Genomic DNA, 19823 nt, shown 5'->3' with positions numbered 1-19823 from the left:
TATTTATTCATCTGGATGATTTCAACACATTGGCATATCAGTACATAGTCAGCATCTATGTAACGCGCTATTATTCATGCAGTGAAATTTTGGAATGACTTATGAAAATCGTTGCAGATGAAAATCTTGCATTTACAGATTACTTTTTTGCGCAATTCGGTGAAATTCAGCAAGTTGCAGGACGTAACTTAACGCAACATGATGTTGTAGATGCAGAAGCGCTTTTAGTGCGTTCAGTGACGAAGGTTAATGCTGCTTTAATCAACAAAACTGCGTTGAAATTTGTTGGTAGTGCAACGATTGGAACTGATCATTTAGATATTTCTGCATTAGAGCAGCAAGGCATTGCATGGTCGAATGCAGCAGGCTGTAATGCACAAGCTGTTGCAGAGTATGTAATTACGGCACTGTTACACTTAGAGCCAACTGTACTTGATGCAAATCAGAAGTTTACTCTAGGCATCATTGGTTTAGGTAATGTTGGTTCGCGTTTAGCGACAATGGCGCAACTATTGGGCTGGAATGTGATTGGCTATGATCCATTTGTTCAACGAGATCATGTACAACAAGTTGAATTGGAAGAATTACTGGCTCAGGCCGATGCAATTTCGACGCATGTACCTTTAACCAAAACTGGCGCGCATCCGACCTATCATCTCATCAATTCTGAAGCCTTCGCTACCATGAAGCCATCAGCTATTTTGATTAATTCTGCACGTGGCTCAGTGGTTGAAGAAGCTGCTTTAATTGCTGATATTCAAAGTACTGGGCGTAAAGTGGTATTAGACGTATTTGAACATGAGCCTGAAATTTCAGAAACGTTACTTAATCTTATTACTTTGGTGACGCCGCATATCGCAGGTTATAGCTTGGAGGGAAAAGCCCGTGGTACGCAAATGATTTATGAAGCATTTTGCAAAACCTTTTCGTTTCAAAGCGATAAAGCCTTTGAAACGCAGTTACCTGTAGGTGAACAATATTTTGCTCAGCATGATTTAAAACAAACGCTTAAAGTCTATTTACATCAAATTTATGATATTGCTCGTGATGATGCCAACTTACGTACTTGCCTAAAAGACGGTAAGGTGGATCAAAAAGCCTTTGACTATTTACGTAAAACCTATCCTTTACGCCGAGAGTGGGCGGCACATGGAGGTCCAGCTGCATGAGTGATGTCCGTTATCAGCCGACCTGTGATGTTAATACATTGCGTGCACGTGCCAAAATGTATGCACAAATTCGTCAGTTTTTTGCAGAACGTGATGTACTCGAAGTCGAAACACCGGTGTTGTCACAAGCTGGTGTGACTGATGTTCACTTGGCCTCAGTACAAGCACAGCGTCACGTACAGAGCTGTGCTCAAATACATTATTTGCAAACATCACCTGAATTCGCCATGAAGCGCCTGCTAGCCAGTGGGAGTGGTCCAATTTACCAAATCTGTAAAGTATTTCGTGACGATGAGCATGGGCGTAAGCACAATAGCGAATTCACTATGTTGGAATGGTATCGTCCAGGATTTAGTTTAAAAGACTTAATGTTTGAAGTGGCTGACTTACTCAATGTTGTGCTAAAACAGCGTTTTGGTGAAGTACGTCCAACAATCTTAAGTTATAAGCATGCTTTTATGGATCGTTTGGACTTGAACCCATTACAGGCGACTGTACAAGAATTAAAAGATTGCTGCCGTCGTGTTGGCTTGAGTTTAGATTTAGGTGATGAACGTCTTGGTTATATTGATCTATTGTTCTCACATTTCGTTGAACCAAGTCTAGGCTTTGATACCCCAGTATTCTTAACAGATTTCCCACCCGAAATGGCATCACTTGCGAAAACACGTGTTGATGACGATGGGGAGTTAGTTGCAGCGCGATTTGAGTTGTATATAGAAGGTTTAGAGCTTGCCAATGCTTATGACGAGTTAATCGATGCTGATGTTTTGCGCAGTCGTTTTGAAGCCGATAATGCTGAACGTGAAAAGCTTGGTTTACATATCATGCCAATTGATGAATATTTGCTTGCGGCGTTGCCCCACATGTCAGAGTGTGCGGGCATTGCACTGGGTATAGATCGATTGTTAATGACAGCAACTGAACAATTGCGCTTAGACAAGGTCATCACGTTCCCAGCGGATATTTCATAACAGCGTTGTTATTAGACGACATTTAAAAAAAGCACCTGAGGGTGCTTTTTTTAAATCAATTTATACGTCCATTGTATATTGATTCGTTTTAAGTGCGGCAATAGCTTGAATACGTCGTTCAATCAGTATTTCGCCAATATCAGGGCCTGATATGTCAGGTGGTAAATCTGCTGCTTTAATACTCCGTACGACATTCATTGCATCGAGCACATACTGTGCTTGCGGATAAGCTCGATCTTCAAGTCCCAAACGACCACGTGAATCGCATTCACAGGCTTGAACAAAAGCTTCCACACGTTCAGGTCGACGTAATACATCCATGCGTTGTAAAAGACGCCATAAGGTACCAGGTTTTAATGTCAGTGCTTGATGACACTTGAGATGCTCTTTACAAACAGAAATTGCCAATTGTTTGGTATTGGTGGGAACACGCATACGATCACACACTTCGGTCACCGGTTTAACACCACGTTCTTCATGCATGATATGGCGCGGTAACTCATCCACTGGAGTGAGTGCTTTGCCCAAGTCGTGTACCAGTACAGCAAAACGAACATCCAAAGAATAATTGGCACGGCAAGCCTGCTGCAATGACATCATGGTATGAATACCACAATCAATTTCAGGATGATATTCAGGACGTTGTGGAATACCGTATAACGCATCAATTTCTGGGAATAGTACTTTTAATGCGCCGCATGCACGCAGAACTTCAAAATATTCATCTGCGTGGTCTTCCATTAAGGCACGAGACGTTTCCTTCCATACACGTTCAGGTGTAAGGGCTTCAAGTTCACCCGAATTAGCAAGCTCATGCATCAGTTCCAGTGTTTCATCAGCCACTTTAAAACCTAAAGCTTTATAACGTGCTGCAAAACGTGCAATACGCAAAACCCTTAATGGATCTTCGACGAAGGCATTAGACACATGACGAAGGATACGCTGTTCTAGATCACGTTGACCGCCATAGGGGTCATAGATATTACCTGCATCATCCATAGCAATGGCATTGATGGTGAGATCACGACGAATGAGGTCTTGTTCAAGGCTAACATTGACGTCTGTATAAAACTCAAAACCGTGATAACCATGACCCGATTTCCGCTCTGTTCGAGCGAGTGCATATTCGTCTTTTGTGTCAGGATGAAGGAAAACAGGGAAGTCCTTACCCACAGGTTGATAACCTTGAGCAAGTAATTGTTCCGGCGTTGCACCGACGACTACATAATCTTTCTCGTGATAGGGGTGTCCGAGCAAGTGATCTCGAACTGCGCCGCCTACTAAATAAACTTGCATGAAAAAACCTCTATTCTTATCGCCATCATGCTACAGAACAGAGGTTTTCTCAAGTCACAAAGTGTGATCCATTAAACTTAAATTAGAGGGCTAATTTTTCGTTTTCTTGAATCTCTGCAACGGTTAATGCTGTCATATTCACCAAACGACGTGTTGTTGCTGTCGGAGTTAAAATATGAACAGGTTTAGCAGCACCAAGTAGAATTGGACCAATCGTTACATTGCTACCTGATGTTGATTTCAACAAGTTAAATGAAATGTTCGCTGCATCAAGGTTAGGCATAATTAATAAGTTTGCAGAACCTTTGAAACGTGAATTTGGGAATGCAAATTGACGAATATTTTCATCCAGGGCTGCATCAGCATGCATTTCACCTTCAACTTCAAGCTCCGGTGCAATTTCTGACAAAATGTCGAACACCTTACGCATTTTTTGCGCACTTGGGTCTGTTTGATCAGAACCAAAACTTGAGTGAGAAAGTAACGCGACACGTGGAGTAATACCAAAACGACGCACTTCTTCTGCAGCCAAAATAGTCATTTCAGCTAATTGTTCAGCGGTTGGATTACGGTTGATGTAGGTATCCGCAATAAACAAGTTACGATCTTCAAGCATCAGTGCATTTAGCGTAAAGAAGTTATTACGACCTTCTTTTAAACCAATTACATTACTTACGAAGTCTAAATGGATATCGTAGCTTGAGTACGTACCACAAAGCATACCATCAGCAATGCCATGACGAACCAACATAGAAGCAATTAAAGTCGAACGACGACGAGCTTCACGCTGCGCATATTCAGGTGTAACCCCTTTGCGTTGCATGATTTTATAGTAGTCATCAGCAAACTTGTCATAGTCTGGGTTTTTCTCTTGGTCAACGATAGTGATGTTCACACCATCTTCAAGACGTAAACCTAGTTTCTTGATGTTTGCTTCAATAACAGCAGGGCGACCAACCAAAATAGGTTTTGCTAAACCTTCATCTACAGCAATTTGCACTGCACGAAGTACACGTAGATCTTCACCTTCAGCGTATGCAATACGTTTAGGATCCGTTTTCGCTTGTGCAAAAATCGGTTTCATCATAAATGCAGAGTTATATACAAACTCAGACAAACGTTGACGATATGCAGAGAAATCTTGGATTGGGCGTGTAGCAACACCTGAATCCATAGCTGCTTGTGCAATGGCAGGTGCAATTTCAAGAATTAAGCGTTGATCAAGTGGGCGAGGGATTAAGTAATCACGACCAAATGAGGCAGATTTTTCACCATAAGATGCAGCATCTGCTTCAACGTGTGCCATACGTGCAATAGCATGCACACAAGCGATCTTCATCTCTTCATTAATTGTCGTAGCACCAACATCGAGTGCACCACGGAAAATATAAGGGAAGCAAAGCGCGTTGTTTACTTGGTTTGGATAATCTGAGCGACCTGTTGCCATAATTACATCTGAGCGCGCTTCGTGTGCGTGTTCAGGCACAATTTCTGGATCTGGATTGGCAAGGGCAAAGATGATTGGATCTTTGGCCATCACTTTAACCATTTCTTTGGTCAAAATGCCAGCAGCAGAAAGGCCCAAGAACATGTCAGCACCTTCCATGACATCGGCAAGTTGAGTGCCTTCAATGTCTTGTACATATGCTTTTTTAGATTCGTCCAAACCTTCACGTTTAGTGGTCAGTAGGCCGCGTGAGTCCGCAACAATAATGTTTTCTTTCTTTGCACCTAAAGCACAAAGTAGATTTAAACATGAAAGTGCAGCAGCACCAGCACCTGAAGCAATAATTTTGATTTCTTCAATTTTTTTGCCGTTGAGTTGTAAGGCATTTAACAATGCAGAACCAACGATGATTGAAGTACCGTGTTGGTCGTCATGGAACACAGGAATGTTCATGCGTTCACGAAGTTTTTGCTCGATGTAGAAACATTCTGGGGCCTTGATGTCTTCAAGGTTGATACCACCAAAAGTTGGTTCTAAAGCTGCAACGATATCTACGATTTTGTCTGGATCGTTTTCAGCAATTTCGATGTCAAATACATCGACACCAGCGAATTTTTTGAATAGTACGCCTTTACCTTCCATTACAGGTTTAGACGCCAATGGACCGATGTTACCTAAGCCAAGTACGGCTGTACCGTTACTGACTACTGCAACAAGATTACCGCGCGCTGTGTAAAGTGCAGCAGTAGATGGGTCACGTTCAATTTCTAAACAAGGTGCAGCGACACCAGGCGAGTATGCGAGGGCTAAATCGTGTTGGTTGACCAATTGTTTGCTTGGTGTAACGCTGATTTTCCCCGGTGTTGGAAATTCGTGATAATACAAAGCCTGCTGTTTTAAAGATTGATCGTCCATCTGTATCTCGATTGTGTTTTGTTTATCCAGTGGGCCTGGATATGGTTGCTTTATCAGCTTGAATATATCATTAGTTGTCTTATTGGGACAGTCGAACACGTGTGTTTTTCAGACATTCTTATTGGTTCGAGCGACTAACTTAGATTAAGTATGTATAAGTCGGTGCACTAATGTTGTTTTCGAGGAAGATAGTGGCTTCTTCTTGTGGCAGAGGTTTTGAGAATAAATAACCTTGTGCAATATCACAGTCTAAATCTTGCAAATACTGCATTTGTTGTTCTGTTTCAATCCCTTCAGCAACTACTGTCATGCCCATCGCTTTACCCATAGCAATCATGGCGCTGACAATTGCTTGTTGCTTATTTTCTCCAATTTTAGAGACAAAACTACGGTCAATTTTTAAAATATCAATTGGAAAATCAGCTAAATAGGACAGTGAAGAATAACCAGTACCAAAGTCATCCAAAGAGATATTAATTTTACGTTTCTTAATTTCGTCAAGTAAGTTACGTACTGAATCTGAGTTTTCAATTAGTGAAGATTCGGTAATTTCTAATTCCAAACTCGAGCCATCAATTTGATTGTCGTCAATTGCTTGATCCAAATCGTTTAGTAACTGGCCACGACGAATTTGCTGCGCCACAATATTTACTGAAACACAGATGTTGTTATAGCCTAAATTATTCCAGAGACGGATTTGTTTTGCTGTTTTTTGCAGCACAATTCGACCAATATCTGAAATTAAACTGGTTTGTTCAGCAAGCGGAATGAAAAGGCCGGGTGGTATAAGTCCTTTTTCAGGATGATTCCAACGTACTAAAGCTTCAAAACCATAAATATCTTTATTTCTAAAATTAATTTTAGGTTGGTAATAAACCACTAATTCATTGTTTTGAATTGCTTTACGTAAATCGCGTTCAAGGAAGATACCTTGTTCGAGTAGGGCCGTATTTTCATTTGAATAATAACGGATGGTATTACCACCTAAGTTTTTGGCCTCACTGAGTGCTTGTTCTGCACAGTTGTTTAGATAGTCGAGCTGTCGGCCATGTTCGGGGTAGAAAGCTACACCAATAGATAATGTGATCACATGATCTTGCCCGAAAATATTAAAAGGCAGACTGAATGCTTTGGTTAAGCGCTCACAGTGTTCTTGTACCGAAGGTCGAATATGTGACATCTCATATACAATTGCAAAATCATCGCCATTTAGATGGGCAACAAATAGTGCTTCCGCATTGGTTAGGCGTAAACGCTGTGCTACTTGGCGCAATAGTTCATCGCCGCCATTATTGCTGAGATATTCATTTAAAGGGCGGAAACGGTCGATGTTGAGTCGAATAACTGCCAACTGCTTGATGGAATCTTGCTGTGACACTAAATATTGATGTAATTGGTAATTGTAGTAGAAACGATTTGGTAGATCGGTCAGCGTGTCGTAGTTTTCTAAATATGACAGGCGTTGTTCTTGTAGCTTACGTTCGGTTAAGTCGGAGACAATACCTATATAATGGGTGACACGGTTTTGCTCATCGGTAATTGCATTAATGTGCATCCACAATGTTAATTCTTTACCAGATAAGAATTTTTCATGTAATTCACCATCATATTCACCCATTTTAAGTACTTGCTTAATAATGGAATAATGGGTACTACGCTGTGCTGATTTATAATTTGCAGTAATATCAAATAAATGCTTGCCAATAATTTGCTCGTGGCTAAATCCAGTCAGTTGTTCATAGAAAGGATTGACATCAATGTAGCGAAGTTCTTCATTGAGAATAAAGATTCCCTCTGCGGCTTGCTGAAGTACACTTGCAGCTAGTTTTAGGCGTTCTTGTGAAGTACGTTCTTGGTGAATATCACGGCGAATCCCCACCATGCGAAGTGGTTTTTTATTGTTTGGATCACGAGTAATCACACGACCTATATCATGCACCCAGTTCCATTTACCATTGCTGTTTTGAATCCGATACGTTGCTTCATATCGGTCTGTCAGACCACGCAAATGTCTGGTCATTTCTGTTTTGAAATGCATGACATCGTCAGGATGAATGACATGCTGAAGCTGGATTTGATGGTCTTTAGAACTGCGTAAGGATTTTTCATGCTTATGATTGGTCACAGAAATTCTACGTTCTTTGACATTCCAGTCCCAAGGACGTAAGCCTGCAATTTCATGGGCAAGAACAAGGTTTTCTTGTTGGTTTTCTAAGTCCTTGTTCATAGTTTCAATATCAAACGTTCGCTCTTTGACTTTCTGCTCTAACAGTTGATTGCCGAGCTGCAACTGCATTTCGATATCACGTGATTTATTAACTTCGTCCTGTAATTGTTGGCAGAGTTCATCCGTCCATTTGACTTGTTGCTCTGCATTTTCGACTAATAAATTATTTTTCGCGTATAGGGTCGAAACACGACGATGGATACGATAAGAAGTCATTGCACACATTAAAATGACAATAAGGCCAAAATTAATACTGAGATTGAATAAATGATTGGTTTCGTCAAAAAAGAAAAACTGTGCAACTAAATAGGGAACGATAGACGGTAAAAATGCTAAGCAAAAATAATTTAGTTTTTGTGTTAAATAAGTTAGGCCAAAGGTTTGCGTAACAATCAGGAGGAGGGCTGAAAGTGTTAAGGCTTGAATCGGTTGAAAATTTTCATTGTTAGAGGGTAGGTAATAAAAGATTAAAAAGATCCCGCTTGCGATGAGCGTACCTACAGAAAAGCATTGAAATTGTAACCAGCGATGTGCAATTTGCAGCGAATATTGTCCTGGTTTGAAATAAACCGTACTGATCATCCAGCAAAGGCTGACGAAAACTTCAGTGAAAATGAACCAAATGCTGAAATAAAAAGATTGATGAGTAAAATAAACTTGGTAAATAGCGAATATATAAAGACAAATAATAAGGATGCTAACCAAAAAATAGCGGCTATGGCGAAGCGTGTTCGCAATTTGTGCAGCATGATTGTGCTGCTTAATATATTCATCTTGATTATATGTCATGAATATAAGCACCTTGCCCCAAGTACATCAAAACCATCATTGTATTTGTAGTATTCCAGCAACTATTTGTTTATTCAGGTAACTGTTGATTCATTTTTATTAAATCTAGGTTAATTGCGTTACAAAAAAAATGCAATGCACTGCAGAACTAAATATTAACTATCTGATGAACTCTTCAGTTAAAAAAAATTAAACCAACTTATAATTTAGAATTGATAATGCAACAACAGGTGCAGTTTCGGTACGTAAAACACGCTGACCAATGCACCAATTCACAAATCCTTTTTGATTTGAAGCTGCTATTTCTGCTTCACTTAAGCCGCCTTCAGGCCCGATTAGTAAAGCTATATCATGTGTCGCCTTAGTGAGTACATCAGCTTCATCTTTGTTTGGTGCCAGTACTAGTCGAGTTTCTGGTAATTCAGTTTCCAGCCATTTTTCTAGACTCATTGGTGGTAAAATTTGCGGTACGATGTTTAAACCACATTGTTCACAGGCCGCCACGGCAATACCTTGCCAGTGATCTAATTTTTTTTGATCGCGGTCATATTTGAGACGCATTTCACAGCGCTCAGAAGTCAAAAGCTGGATATTGGAAACACCGAGTTCAACAGCTTTTTGAATCGCATAATCCATACGATCCCCCTTACTCATGACTTGGCCTAGTAATGTACGAATTGCAGACGTACGATTATTTGGGTTAAAGTCGGAAATCTGCACAACAGCAGATTTTTTAGCGACTTCAATGAGTTCTGCTTGGTATTCACCACCTTGTCCATTAAACAAGATGGCTTGTTCACCCACTTGCGCACGTAATACTTTTACCCAGTGATGAAACACTGTTTCAGTTAATTCAACAGAAGTATTTTCGGCTAAATCAGCTTCAATAAAAAAACGGGGCATACTGCATTACTCGTAAATGGGTGAAATCTATGACTTATGCTAAACCGAGGTCTAGAACAAGTTGACGTGTTGGATTAGTTGTATTCATGGTGTAGAAGTGCAAGCTTGGTGCGCCACCGGCAATCAGGCGTTCGCAAAGTTTCACAATCACTTCATGACCAAAGGCTTTGATCGATTCAGTGTCATCGCCATAAGTCGCCAACTGCTTACGAATCCAACGTGGAATCTCTGCACCTGTACCATCAGCAAAACGAATTAAATTACTTGCATTGGTAATTGGCATAATGCCCGGAGCAACAGGAATATTTACACCTTCTTTTTGAATGCGTTCCACAAAGTAGAAGTATGCATCTGGATTGAAGAAGAACTGTGTAAGTGCTGCATTCGCGCCTGCATTGGCTTTGTCGCAGAAACGCTTGATGTCTAGATCAAAACTATCTGCTTGCGGATGCATTTCTGGGTAAGCAGCAACTTCAATTTTGAAGTGATCACCTGAATGTTCACGGATGAAACGCACAAGGTCGGTTGCGTATGGCAATTCACCTAAGCCAACTTGGCCTGAAGGTAAGTCACCGCGAAGTGCTACAATACGGTCAATGCCTTGTGATTTATATAAATCTAGCAATTCTGCAATACGTGCTTTGCTGTCACCAATACAAGAGAGGTGAGGCGCAACTGGTGTGCCTTTACCGTTGAAATCATTCAATGTAGACAAAGTACGTTCACGGGTAGAACCGCCTGCACCGTAAGTTACAGAGAAAAATTCAGGATTAAGTAGCTGAAGTTCTTGGTGTACAGCTTTAAGTTTTTCCGCACCAGCATCAGTTTTGGTTGGAAAGAACTCAAAGGAAATGGGTATATTTTTGCTCATTTCAAATCCTTGTTATAAATATTTAATTTTTTACCCTCTCCCTGACCTCTCCCAGAGGGAGAGGAGAATTCATTGCGGAATGATGCAGGGGAGCAAGCTAACTTTCTTCAAAAGATGAAAGTGAATTCATAAATGAAGATGTTCTGCGGTCACCCTCTCCCTCTGGGAGAGGGGTGGGGTGAGGGCTAATTAATATTTATAAGCCTCAGCTTTGAAAGGACCTTCAACTTGAACACCAAGGTAATCAGCTTGTTCTTGAGTTAACGTTGTCAATACACCGCCAAAACCAGCAACCATTGCAGCAGCAACTTCTTCATCTAATTTTTTAGGAATAAGTTCTACGCGAATTGCCGCTTGTTTTTGATCTTCAGGAAGATCAGCAAATTTCTCAGCGAACAAGTGCATTTGCCCCAATACTTGGTTAGCAAAAGAACCATCCATAATACGTGATGGGTGGCCAGTTGCATTACCAAGGTTTACTAAACGACCTTCTGAAAGAAGGATGAGGTAATCGTTTTCATTTTCAGAACGATAAACTTGGTGAACTTGAGGCTTAACTTCAACCCACTTGTAACCACGTAAGTAGTTAGTATCAATTTCAGTGTCAAAGTGACCGATGTTACAAACCACAGCACCCGCTTTTAATGAATCAAGCATTGCTGCGTCACATACGTGGTAGTTACCAGTTGTTGTTACGATCAAGTCAGTGTTTTGAAGAAGATCAAGGTTGATGTCTTCTTTCTTGCCCGTTTGTACGCCGTTTTTGTATGGAGCAACAACTTCATAACCGTCCATGCATGCTTGCATTGCGCAGATTGGATCAACTTCAGTTACACGTACAATCATGCCTTCTTGACGAAGTGATTGAGCTGAACCTTTACCAACGTCACCATAACCAATAACAAGCGCACGACGGCCAGATAAAAGCATATCTGTACCACGTTTGATTGCATCGTTTAGTGAGTGACGGCAACCGTATTTGTTGTCGTTTTTAGATTTAGTTACTGAATCATTTACGTTGATCGCAGGAACTTTTAATGTACCGTCACGGTGCATTTCGTAAAGACGTTGAACACCTGTCGTTGTTTCTTCAGTAATACCGTGAATTTTAGCAATCACTTCAGGGTATTTTTCGTGAACAAGTGCAGTTAAGTCACCGCCATCGTCCAGAATCATGTTGGCATCCCAAGGCGTACCATTCACATTAATTTGCTGTTCAAGACACCACATGTATTCTTCTTCAGTTTCGCCTTTCCAAGCAAATACAGGAATACCCGCAGCAGCAATAGCAGCAGCGGCATGGTCTTGAGTAGAGAAGATGTTACAAGATGTCCAACGAACTTCAGCGCCTAATTCAACTAAAGTTTCAATTAAAACCGCAGTTTGGATTGTCATGTGGATACAACCCAAAATTTTAGCGCCAGCAAGTGGTTTAGCGGCAGCATAACGCTTACGCAAGCCAATTAGAGCTGGCATTTCAGCTTCTGCAAGTTTGATTTCTTTACGGCCGTAGTCAGCAAGTGAAATATCGGCAACTTTGTAATCTGTAAATGAAGCATTAACCGCGTTCATCACGATCTCCTTAATAAAAACAATTGATCATTCAGTTCGCGGATGCCGTTGTTGATTCAAAAGAGCTTTGAACCGAATCGTCGAGCCTAGCGATTTCACATTTATGTGTCTGTGAAAAAGTCGCAGCATCCCTCGACTAGCGAAGTATTGTACTTGGAAAGTTAGGAGTGGGAAAGAGAGAGCGAGGACTTTGGTTGAATATTTGCACAGTGAGAAATAATTTTACTATACCTTTAATGTATAGCTCTGATACCTATAAAGTGCCCAAAAAATATTCAAATTTGCTTATGCTTGATTATCCATAGGATAAAGATGAGAGAAACGATGAAAAAGTTTATTCAGCTAGGTGCCGTGACATTGGCATTGACGACTAGTCAAATGACTTTGGCTGACTGGGTCAAAGATGCTGCACAAGCGGCAGAGGTAAAAACGATTCAGCTACGTCAGCATATTCATCAATATCCTGAACTGGGCAATATGGAAGTCAACACATCTAAGCTCGTGCAAAAGGAGTTAAAAGCCTATGGTATTCAGGTAAAAACAGGATTTGCTAAAACGGGTGTTATTGGCATTCTAAAAGGTGGTAAACCCGGCCCAGTCATGGCATTACGTGCTGATATGGATGCATTGCCTATGCAAGAAAAGACCAATTTGAGTTTTGCCAGTAAGGTCAAAGCAATCTATCAAGGTAAAGAAAGTCCTGTTATGCACGGCTGTGGTCATGACGCGCATACAGCAATACTTTTAGGGGCAGCAAAGGTGTTGGCGCAACATAAAGATCAGATTGCTGGAACCGTCGTTTTTGTGTTCCAGCCAGCGGAGGAAGGCGGTGCAGATATTGATAATTTTAGTGAAGGTCATTTGATTGGTTCACGTAAAATGATTAGTGATGGAGCGTTTAAAGACCTTCAGCCCGAAGTGATTTTTGGTTTGCATGTGATTGCAGGTATACCAAGTGGGCATTTACATTATAAAACTGGTGCTATTCTTAACAGTGCGGATAATTTGAAAATTACTGTCAACGGTCAGCAGGTACATGGTTCTATGCCATGGGCGGGACGTGATCCGATTGTGGCTTCTGCACAGATGATTAATAATTTACAAACTGTGGTGAGTCGTCGTAGTGATTTAACTCAGGGCATGGGTGTAGTCAGTATTGGGCAGATTCAGGCGGGTACTGCTGGTAATATTATTCCTGAACAGGTTTCAATGCTGGGCACGATTCGTTCAAATAATGAACAGGTACGTGATAATATCCTCAAGACCATTCCACAAGTGGTCGAGCACACTGCTGCTGCTAATGATGTGAAAGCCAAGGTGGAAATAGCGACTTATGCGCCGGTGACCATGAATGATGAAACTTTAACTGAGGTGATGGTGCCGACCTTAAAGCAGGCAGCAAATGGTAATGTCAAAATTTTAAATAATAATGCGAGTGCCAGTGAAGATTTTGCTTACTATGGCAAATTGATGCCATCGTTATTTGTATTTTTGGGAGCTACTCCAGCCAATCAGGATATGAGTAAAGCAGCGCCAAACCATAGCCCATTTTTTATTGTGGATGATGCGACCTTAAAAACGGGTGTAGAAAGTCATGTACGCTTTATTTTGGATTATCCAAATGTGGCAAGTCAGGTGCAAACGGCATGGAAAAATAAAGCTTTAAAGAAATAAAAAAGTAGTCAAAAAAATGAATAAAAAGCCCATCAATTGACGGGCTTTTTACTTTGAAATTTAAGCTTCTGGTTGCTCTAAGGTATTGGCTTTTTCTGTCCAGTAATCTGCTTTATCTTCATCGGCATCAATGCCTAAGCCGTTGGCATAAATAAAAGCTAAATCACGCATGGCTTGAACCTCACCTAATTTTGCAGATTGCTCCACCAGTTCAATCGACTTTGTTACATCTTTTTCTACTACATCACCACGACGGAAAAAGTTTGCCAATTCTAAAATCGCAGCAGGGTGATTATGTTTAGCTGCTTGTTCTAACCAACGATGCGCATGTTCAAAATAAGCTTTAGATTCTTCAGGATCTTCTTCTTGCATATCTTTCGCATAGACTGCATAACCTTCACCCAACCAATACATAGCCTCAACATGACCGAGTTGTGCAGCTTTGAGTGCCCATTCTTCTGCAAGCTCAACATGCTCATCATTTTCACTTTGCATATAAATTTCAGCAAGTTCAAATTGAGCATCTTTGTTGCCCGCCATTGCGCGGTTATATAAAGCAGGAGAGATCGAAAGTTCAGACATATGAAATCCAAAAGAGCAGAATAGATATAGCCTAATGGGTTGGTATGAAAAAAGCCAATCCGAAGATTGGCTTTTCACACGTGTAGGATGTATCGAAAACGATTATTGGTAATTAAACGAGCAACATGCCGTAGCTAAAAATCGCAATAACCGCTAAACCACCAATATATTTCCAAAAGTATGCTGGGAAATAACTAATACATAAGCCAACACTTAATGCAGCAATCGTCAACGCGCCAAACCAATAACTGATGTTATTACTTGGTGTTCCTAGGGAAAGACAAATGAGTAAAGTGACAATGAGTAAACACCAACCAACCAAAGTCGCTAGGCGTGTTTGCCCTAAAGATAATTCTTTACTAAAAAATTGCTTTTGATGTTTTGACATACTGCTGGCCAGTGCAAAAAAACCTAAACAGCTTAAAGACCAAATGCATAAGAAGAAGATCATCCTTTCAACTCCTGTGTAACACGTGCTTTTTTAGTAGGGAGTCCTTTATGATTTTTGACTTTATAGAACGAATAGGCAAATAAAACAGCCAACAACCACATCGCGATATCAAAGGATGCAATCATCCACTGACCATGTGCGACGGTGTTCCAAAGTGGCTGGCCGCCAGTCATAAAGTTCACAATTGGTAGCAGTGCATAAAGTGCCGAAGCAACCGCTAAAAGTTCTAACCAGGCCTGACGATGTGTACGGAACATCGGATAAATGAACGTGATTAGCCAGACAATAAAGAAGCTACGAATTTCCCAATTTGAACGCATTTCCATGCTGGTAGGGATAAAACGGTTAGCATAGAAGAATGCTGCACAGGCAATTGGAAGACCAATAATGGCAGCAATATTAGTTACTTCTACAGTACGGTAACCAAATGATTTATAGCCTTGCTTTTGCTGCTGTGGTGCTCGTTTCACACACCATAAGATGAGACCTGTTGCGACCATTAACGTACCAACAATGCCTGAAATAAATAATAACCAACGAAGCACAAGATCTACACCTCGTGCTTCATGTAAGGTGGTAACGACATTGTAGATACCCATGGGTACCGATGGATTTTTCAGTTTGGCACTTTCGTCAGTAAGGTCTTTACCGCTAACACCATCAAACTGTTTGCTCACATATACGTTACGATATGCCACGCTTTCGCCATGAAGCGCACGCAGTTCGATTTTGGCTTGATCAGTATTTGGCGCAATAATGCTGATTGTGCTAATTGGATTGGTTTTCCATTCCTTTTGTACTGCCACCACAATTGGCGCTAAATCTGTCAATGGTGCAGCTACAGCTGGTTTATCATCACGTTTTTTACGCTCGCCGCGTACTTCACTACGATTTTGCTGATCGGCATGATTTCCACGGGCTTGTTGTATTCCACCTTGCGTAGGAGATTCTGATTTTGCAGCACGTTCAGGACTTCCACTACGCTCTGAACGTTCATTTTGATTGTTAGCTTGTTCTGATTTTTTTTCTTCAACTAAAGCACGGTTTTGTTCTTGTAAAAATTGGCCACGGTTATCGTAGATCCGTTCAATACCCCACGGCATAATGGTAAAAAGCAGAAGTAAAAGACCGCTAAATGTAATCATGATATGGAATGGAAGCGCGAAAACAGCTGTCGCATTATGTGCATCAAGCCATGAGCGTTGACCTTTACCTGAGCGGAAGGTAAAGAAATCTTTAAAAATCTTTTTATGAGTGATCACACCACTAATAATTGCAACAAGCATCAATAAGGTTGCAATGCCCACGAACCAACGTGTCCATATACGTGGCATGCCATACAGTTCGAAATGAAAACGATAGAGGAAACTACCGCCTCGAGTTTCACGTGGTTTTAGTACTTCACCCGTCGCGCTATCGATATAAATTTGTTTACCACCACGACGTGCACGAGGGTCTTCACCCTGTTCGCGTACAGTAACTAAAGTGGCATTTTGTCGCGTGTTTGGCAGTAAAATATTCCAAGCGCCAGCATTTGGATGGTTTTGCTGTAAATAATTTAAAGCGACCTGTGTTTGCTGTATTTGCGAACTTGCTGGAACAGATTGATGAACTTCAGGTGTCATCCACACTGTAATTTCATTTTTGAAGAAACTTAGTGTTCCAGTCAAAAAGATTGCATAGAGCAACCAACCTAAAATTAGGCTCGCCCATGTATGTAGCCAAGACATTGATTGGCGTGGGCCTTCAGTTTTTGCATCTATGCGCATATTAACTTCCTAGCATTTTATAAATGATGTACAAGCACAGCGTTGGAATAACAATGCCTAATGTAGCTTTGCTGGTTTTATTCACCATAAATACCCAAATAAATGCACATGCCCACAGTAAAAAAGCGATTAGAGTGGCGCTCATGGCAGCACTGCCGCGGTCTTCTTGAAAATAATCTGCGATGACGATTGCTGACAGCATGGCCAATACATAACCACCAATCATGGCTAAGGCAAAGCGATAGAAAATCATCAAGCGATAGACGAGGAGGGAGGGTGCGGATTTGATTTTTGAAGGTGCAGAATTTGTAACTTGCGTCACAACAGCTTCAGGCGGTGAGCTATTTATCATCGTCTAAATTACAAGGAAATTTATGAAAGTTAATCTAAATGATAACAATTATTATTAAGTATTAGAATACTTGTAGGATGTATATTTTTATTTTATTCAATATTTTAGAAAATGTTGAAGAAGCTACTCAACATGAAAAGAGGGAATTGTCTTAAAAAATAGGCAAAAAAATAGCGGCCTAAGCCGCTACTTCTTCATAGGTTAAAACCTAAAATTATTGCTCTTGCTGAATACCTGCAACTTTCCAGTCTTCATTTGAACCAGCAGGTTTAACAAAATGCCAAACTTCTGCGAAAGGTTGTGGAAGGCTGTTTAAGTCTTCGCTTACAGTACCTGTAAAGCGAACGCTAACAACATATTGACCATTTTCTGTCGCAGAATCTGCAACCATAGCATTTAAGTTTGAAAACTCAGCTACGTCTTCATCTTTATTTGCCATGATGTCGTTATACATCGACTGGTAAAGGTCTGGAGTTAAGTAGCGTTGAATTTCAGCAATATTACTTGCTGTATTCATTGATTGAATGTGGTTAAAGCGCTGACGAGCTACACGTAAGAATGTTGCAGGTTCAGTACCATCCGGTAATTGATTACCCGAATTCGTATACGCACCACCAGCAAAAGGAGCATTCGTTTGCGGTGCATTTGACGCAGTTGAACCACCTACAGATTGACCAAAAATATTAGTGCTATCGTTACCTGCACGTGGAACAGCATTTTGCTGGCCAAACGGTGCGTTATTCGCACCGCTGTTAGGCGCATACGGGTTTGAATTAGCGGCTAGTTTTTTTTTTGCGCCCATCTTACGGAAAATGAAGAAGGCTGCTGCAGCTGCAAGTAAGATCCAAATCCAGCTTGGAATACCGCCTTTTTCTTCCTGTTGTTGAGCTTGCGCTTCAGATGCTGCTTGACCGTTGTTGTCATCAGCAAGAGCGTTTGCAGCTACAGCACCAATTGCCGCACCAGCAACACCGGCAGCAACCATACCGCCAACATTTGAACCAGATTTAGCAGGTGCTGTTGCAGGAGCAACAGGTTGTTGAGCTGGAGCAGATTGACGAGGTTGTTGATAAGACTGAGCAGGAGCTGCCTGACGGCTCATACCATGGCTTTTACCGCCACCGGCACGCTTAGCTTCTGCAATTGGAGCTACCAAAAGGGCTGCTGTTAAAAGAGCAGTCATCAAACCACGCTGTCGAACTTCCATCAAATTTTCCTATATAAAGTTTGAATTGCCCTGTATTTATGCAGTCATTTGGCATTAATTTCAATAGAACATGCGTAAAAACTTGGAAAAATCATCAAAATAAATCAAAAATAAACCTAAGTCTCATCACACAAGGTCATGGCCTGACTTAGGGCTTCATGTAAACGAGCGACCGAAATAATTTGTACACCCGGAATTGGTTTCTGGGGGGCATTGCCACGCGGTAAAATAATATATTTAAAACCGTGTTTGATGGCTTCTTTCAACCGCTCTTGGCCATTGGGTACGGGGCGAATTTCACCAGATAAACCAACTTCACCAAAAACTGCGAGATGCTGAGGTAAGGCTTTACCCCGTAAGCTAGAGGCACAAGCCAGTAGGACAGCAAGGTCAGAACCCGTTTCAGTAATTTTAAGACCACCAACCACATTGACATATACATCTTGTCCAGCGGTTTGTACGCCTCCATGACGATGCATCACTGCCAACAGCATATTCAAACGGTTCTGCTCAAGACCTAAGGCGACACGGCGTGGTTGTCCATGAGCATCATCGACCAAAGCCTGAACTTCGACCAACAGTGGGCGGGTGCCTTCACGACTGATCATTACAATTGAGCCGGGAATCGCTTCGTCATAACGACTGAGGAAAATGGCCGAAGGATTTGAAACTTCACGTAGACCTTTATCGGTCATGCCAAATACGCCCAGTTCATTGACTGCACCAAAACGGTTTTTAACTGCCCGAATCATACGGAAGCGAGAATCGGACTGGCCTTCAAAATACAGAACACAATCGACCATGTGCTCGAGTACCCTTGGGCCAGCTAAAGAACCTTCTTTAGTTACATGACCGACAATAAAGAGTGACGTCCCGCTATTCTTCGCAAAACGTGTCAGCAATGCCGCAGATTCACGGATTTGAGAAACGCCACCAGGTGCTGATTGCAACGTTTCGGTATACAGGGTTTGAATAGAGTCTAAGATCGCAACAGCAGGGCGTTCTTGGGCTAAAATTTCACAAATCCGCTCAACGCATGTTTCTGCCATGACTTTAAGTTGATCTGTGGGCAGGTCGAGTCGTTGAGCACGTAATGCAACTTGAGAAAGTGATTCCTCACCAGTGACATATAAGGCTGAACTTTTGCTTGCAGCCATATGCGTAGCGGTTTGTAATAAAATAGTCGACTTACCAATACCAGGGTCACCGCCAATTAAAACTACGGAGCCTGTGACTAAACCGCCACCAAGTACGCGGTCAAACTCACCTATACCTGTAGCTAAGCGTGATTCTGTTGAAACAGACACTTGATTTAACGTAGTGACTGCTGCCGCTTGGCCAGCATAGCCGCCACCCATTTTCGGTTGGGCACGATGAGTTACCACAGGAGCAATACTGACTTCGTTTAGTGAATTCCATTCACCACATTCAGAACATTGACCGGCCCATTTTGTATGGTCGGCACCACATTGTTCGCAACGATAGACACTTTTTGCTTTAGCCATAGGAATACATACATCAACTCAAATTGAGTCACAGCATAGCGGTGAATGCACAAAAAAACCAAGACCTTAACTTGAAAAAAATGCTTTCACGACAAGTCACGACGTTTAATTGCAGAGACT

At 41.4% G+C, this 19823-nt stretch carries 15 protein-coding genes; 3 read left to right on the top strand and 12 right to left on the bottom strand.

Annotated features, from left to right (window positions below; all coding sequences use genetic code 11):
- Positions 1-101 precede the first annotated feature (101 nt).
- Positions 102-1169, top strand: a complete 1068-nt coding sequence (locus A9J31_RS10715) for a 4-phosphoerythronate dehydrogenase (protein ID WP_067765423.1) — start codon at positions 102-104, stop codon at positions 1167-1169.
- Complete coding sequence (gene epmA, locus A9J31_RS10710; protein ID WP_067765420.1) at positions 1166-2143, top strand: EF-P lysine aminoacylase EpmA; 978 nt, start codon at positions 1166-1168, stop codon at positions 2141-2143. Before A9J31_RS10715 ends, epmA begins: the two co-directional genes overlap by 4 nt.
- Before the next feature lie 60 nt (positions 2144-2203).
- On the opposite strand, the gene A9J31_RS10705 is transcribed toward epmA, so the two are convergent.
- The 6 genes from A9J31_RS10705 to ahcY all read right to left on the bottom strand — a co-directional run bounded on the left by A9J31_RS10705 (position 2204) and on the right by ahcY (position 12163).
- A complete protein-coding gene (locus A9J31_RS10705) occupies positions 2204-3439 on the bottom strand; it encodes a multifunctional CCA addition/repair protein (RefSeq protein ID WP_067765417.1) in 1236 nt (411 codons plus the stop codon).
- Positions 3440-3521: 82 nt separating this feature from the next.
- Positions 3522-5801 carry an NADP-dependent malic enzyme gene (locus A9J31_RS10700; protein WP_067765414.1) on the bottom strand — a complete coding sequence of 760 codons (2280 nt, stop codon included), beginning with the start codon at positions 5799-5801 and terminating at the stop codon, positions 3522-3524.
- Between the two features lie 139 nt (positions 5802-5940).
- Positions 5941-8817 carry an EAL domain-containing protein gene (locus A9J31_RS10695; protein ID WP_067765411.1) on the bottom strand — a complete coding sequence of 959 codons (2877 nt, stop codon included), beginning with the start codon at positions 8815-8817 and terminating at the stop codon, positions 5941-5943.
- 189 nt (positions 8818-9006) lie between these two features.
- Positions 9007-9720 (bottom strand): 16S rRNA (uracil(1498)-N(3))-methyltransferase, encoded by a 714-nt coding sequence (locus tag A9J31_RS10690; protein ID WP_067765408.1) that lies wholly within the window; start codon positions 9718-9720, stop codon positions 9007-9009.
- A 34-nt stretch (positions 9721-9754) separates the two neighbouring features.
- A complete protein-coding gene (gene metF, locus A9J31_RS10685) occupies positions 9755-10591 on the bottom strand; it encodes a methylenetetrahydrofolate reductase [NAD(P)H] (protein WP_067765405.1) in 837 nt (278 codons plus the stop codon).
- A 189-nt stretch (positions 10592-10780) separates the two neighbouring features.
- Positions 10781-12163 (bottom strand): adenosylhomocysteinase, encoded by a 1383-nt coding sequence (gene ahcY, locus A9J31_RS10680; protein WP_067765402.1) that lies wholly within the window; start codon positions 12161-12163, stop codon positions 10781-10783.
- Positions 12164-12487: 324 nt separating this feature from the next.
- Between ahcY and A9J31_RS10675 the strand changes: the two genes are divergently transcribed.
- Positions 12488-13837: an amidohydrolase gene (locus A9J31_RS10675; protein WP_067765399.1), complete on the top strand. Its 1350-nt coding sequence runs from the start codon at positions 12488-12490 to the stop codon at positions 13835-13837.
- A gap of 60 nt (positions 13838-13897) precedes the next feature.
- Here the strand turns inward: A9J31_RS10675 and A9J31_RS10670 are convergent, their stop codons facing one another.
- From A9J31_RS10670 to radA, 6 genes are all read right to left on the bottom strand, one after another.
- Positions 13898-14419, bottom strand: coding sequence for a tetratricopeptide repeat protein (locus A9J31_RS10670; RefSeq protein ID WP_067765396.1), 522 nt, complete (start codon positions 14417-14419; stop codon positions 13898-13900).
- 112 nt (positions 14420-14531) lie between these two features.
- Complete coding sequence (locus A9J31_RS10665; protein WP_067765393.1) at positions 14532-14870, bottom strand: DUF3325 domain-containing protein; 339 nt, start codon at positions 14868-14870, stop codon at positions 14532-14534.
- Complete coding sequence (locus A9J31_RS10660; protein WP_067765390.1) at positions 14867-16639, bottom strand: PepSY-associated TM helix domain-containing protein; 1773 nt, start codon at positions 16637-16639, stop codon at positions 14867-14869. Before A9J31_RS10660 ends, A9J31_RS10665 begins: the two co-directional genes overlap by 4 nt.
- A gap of 1 nt (position 16640) precedes the next feature.
- A complete protein-coding gene (locus A9J31_RS10655; RefSeq protein ID WP_067765387.1) occupies positions 16641-16991 on the bottom strand; it encodes a hypothetical protein in 351 nt (116 codons plus the stop codon).
- 214 nt (positions 16992-17205) lie between these two features.
- Positions 17206-18198: a Tim44 domain-containing protein gene (locus tag A9J31_RS10650; protein ID WP_067765385.1), complete on the bottom strand. Its 993-nt coding sequence runs from the start codon at positions 18196-18198 to the stop codon at positions 17206-17208.
- A gap of 116 nt (positions 18199-18314) precedes the next feature.
- Positions 18315-19703 carry a DNA repair protein RadA gene (radA, locus tag A9J31_RS10645; protein WP_067765382.1) on the bottom strand — a complete coding sequence of 463 codons (1389 nt, stop codon included), beginning with the start codon at positions 19701-19703 and terminating at the stop codon, positions 18315-18317.
- Positions 19704-19823 lie beyond the last annotated feature (120 nt).

The organism is Acinetobacter gandensis (genome assembly GCF_001678755.1).
Lineage (GTDB): Bacteria > Pseudomonadota > Gammaproteobacteria > Pseudomonadales > Moraxellaceae > Acinetobacter > Acinetobacter gandensis.
This window is presented reverse-complemented; position numbering and strand designations above follow the sequence as displayed.